We start from the raw sequence: 2,351 nt of genomic DNA, 5'->3' as shown, positions 1-2,351 counted from the left end.
GGGCGCGACCTGAAAGGTCGTTCGGCACGTGGAGCCTACTCCACTAAGGGATTCACACCCCTTACTCTCACGTAAAAGACTCTATTCTCAGAGTCCGGTCACGGTCAAGTAGGTAACGAAACAACTGGAGTGCAGACCACGAATGTAGCCGAAGCTGACAGCCTAAGTCGGTCAGGAGCTAGAGAGAGTTCTCGAATGGTGAACGAAAGTGAACTATCGTTAAACGGCGTAATACCGGGAGTGTCCAAATAAGGCTGATAGGACATTATGGGTGGATTTATAACTCCCTTATTTATGAGTCGTGTGAACTTAAACCCATCGCTGAACTAGATAGCACCTAACCGAGAATGTAAAACCAAACGATACGACAGGGTAAGTCCTACAGAGTCTAGGAGAGGTCGAAAACTCCTAGTAGGTCTAAGGTAACGAGGACACAACTTTCTGGAGGATAGAGGAAGGGTTAAAAAGCGAATGCTGACTTGTAATGAGTCAGATAGGAGTTCAAAATTTGCTCCTGAACGAAAGTAATAGCAGACTTAACCTCGGTCTAACACGAATAGAAGAAATGACAAAGAAATCGAACTCAATGACAAGTTAGATCCTGCCATGAAAATGACCGTAAACGGACAAAGAGAACGGCTGAAAGATTGGAGCCAGATTAACTGGAGACAGATGAATAAAGCCGTGAGAAATCTACGTCGAAGAATCTTTCGTGCCTCAGAAACTGGTAATTTCCGTAAGCTCAGAAACTTGCAGAAATTAATGATAAGAAATTACGCCAACCTATTATTGTCTGTCCGACAAATCACTCAAACCAATCAAGGTAAACAAACCGCTGGTATTGATAAGGAGGTAATCAACTCACCAGCCCAAAGAGTGGAATTTGTTAATACATGGAAGGGTGGAAATCAAAAACCTGTGCGGCGAGTAGAAATCCCCAAGAAAAATGGCAAAATGCGTCCCCTCGGTATCCCAACCGTCAGGGATAGAGTCATGCAGGCAATAGTTAAAAATACACTGGAACCTGAGTGGGAAGCTAGATTTGAGCCCAATTCCTATGGGTTCCGACCTGGCAGAAGTTGTCAAGATGCTATCGAACAATCATTCACCAGATTAAGTGACAATCCCAGAGGTAGCAATGATAAATGGGTTCTAGAAGCTGATATAAAAGGCTTTTTTGACAACATCGCCCATGAATCTATCCTAAAAATGATTAGTAACTTTCCTAAAAGAGGGCTAATCGAAGGATGGTTAAAAGCTGGATTTGTTCTCAAAGGAAAAGTAAACCCTACAGAGACGGGCACACCACAGGGAGGAGTCATCTCCCCACTTCTAGCCAACATCGGACTGCATGGATTAGAAACATATATAAAATCCACCAACCACCGACTAGGCGTGGTTAGATATGCTGATGACTTTATTGTCACAGCTAGAGACAAAGGAAGTCTCGAAACTGCCAAAATCCAGATTCAAGCGTGGATGTCCGAACAAGGACTCGAACTCAGTGCTGAGAAGACGTTAATCACGTCAATAGAAGATGGCTTCGACTTTTTGGGTTATAACCTCAGACATTACAACAGTAAACTGTTAATCAAACCCTCAAAACCTAAAGTTCTCAATTTTTGTAAGAGAATCGGTCAAGAGATAAAAAGTCTGGATGGGAGTAACCAAGAGGCAATAATTAGAAAGCTGAATCCGATTCTCAGGGGTTTTGCCAACTACTATAGAGGGGTAGTTAGCAAGCAAACCTTCAGTTACATTTCACACAGGGTGTGGGAATACCTCTGGCGGTGGTGTAAACGCCAACATCCTAAGAAAAACACAAAGTGGGTCAGAAAAAGATACTTTAAAACCATCAAAGGCAATAAATGGACGTTCGCTACCACAATTAGCGACCGCCGAGGAAAAGAGAAAATTATTACTCTTTACCAGATAGCGTACACGCCCATCGAACGTCACATAAAGGTTAAAGGGAATACTTCACCTGACAACCCTCTTCAACAAGAATATTGGCTCAATCGAAACCAAAGACTAGGCAAATCATACTGGAGTAAGGGCGGTAAATACTATTCCGTCGCTCAAAATCAAAACTGGATTTGTCCTATCTGCGGAGAGTTATTGTTAAATGGAGAGGAAATAGAAACCCACCACATAGTACCTGTTGCTAAAGGTGGTACTGACGACGAGTACAACCTACAGCACGTCCATCTAGCTTGTCACAAACAGGTACATTCCAAAACTCAAACCCAGTCTCAAAAGGCCTTAAGTTAGGCTTGAGCGCAGTGAGTTGGAAACTCTCATGCTGCGTTCTCAGGGGAGGGGAGAGCGGCGACGCTCGAACCTTACCCGAC

The 2,351-nt window shown here is 43.5% G+C and carries 1 protein-coding gene; it reads left to right on the top strand.

Annotated elements, in window-relative coordinates; genetic code table 11:
* The first annotated feature begins 606 nt into the window (after nt 1-606).
* Nucleotides 607-2,271 carry a group II intron reverse transcriptase/maturase gene (gene ltrA, locus QUA44_RS30385; RefSeq protein WP_333257619.1) on the top strand — a complete coding sequence of 555 codons (1,665 nt, stop codon included), beginning with the start codon at nt 607-609 and terminating at the stop codon, nt 2,269-2,271.
* Nucleotides 2,272-2,351: the final 80 nt, after the last annotated feature.

This window comes from Microcoleus sp. N9_A2, from assembly GCF_036701775.1.
Classification (GTDB): Bacteria; Cyanobacteriota; Cyanobacteriia; order Cyanobacteriales; family Microcoleaceae; genus Microcoleus.
Note: the sequence above shows the minus strand (reverse complement) of the source record. Positions and strands in the feature narration are given on the sequence as shown.

Excerpts from the sequence above, each read along its gene's own strand:
- ltrA (WP_333257619.1), top strand. The coding sequence starts at position 607 with ATGAAAATGACCGTAAACGGACAAAGAGAACGGCTGAAAGATTGGAGC.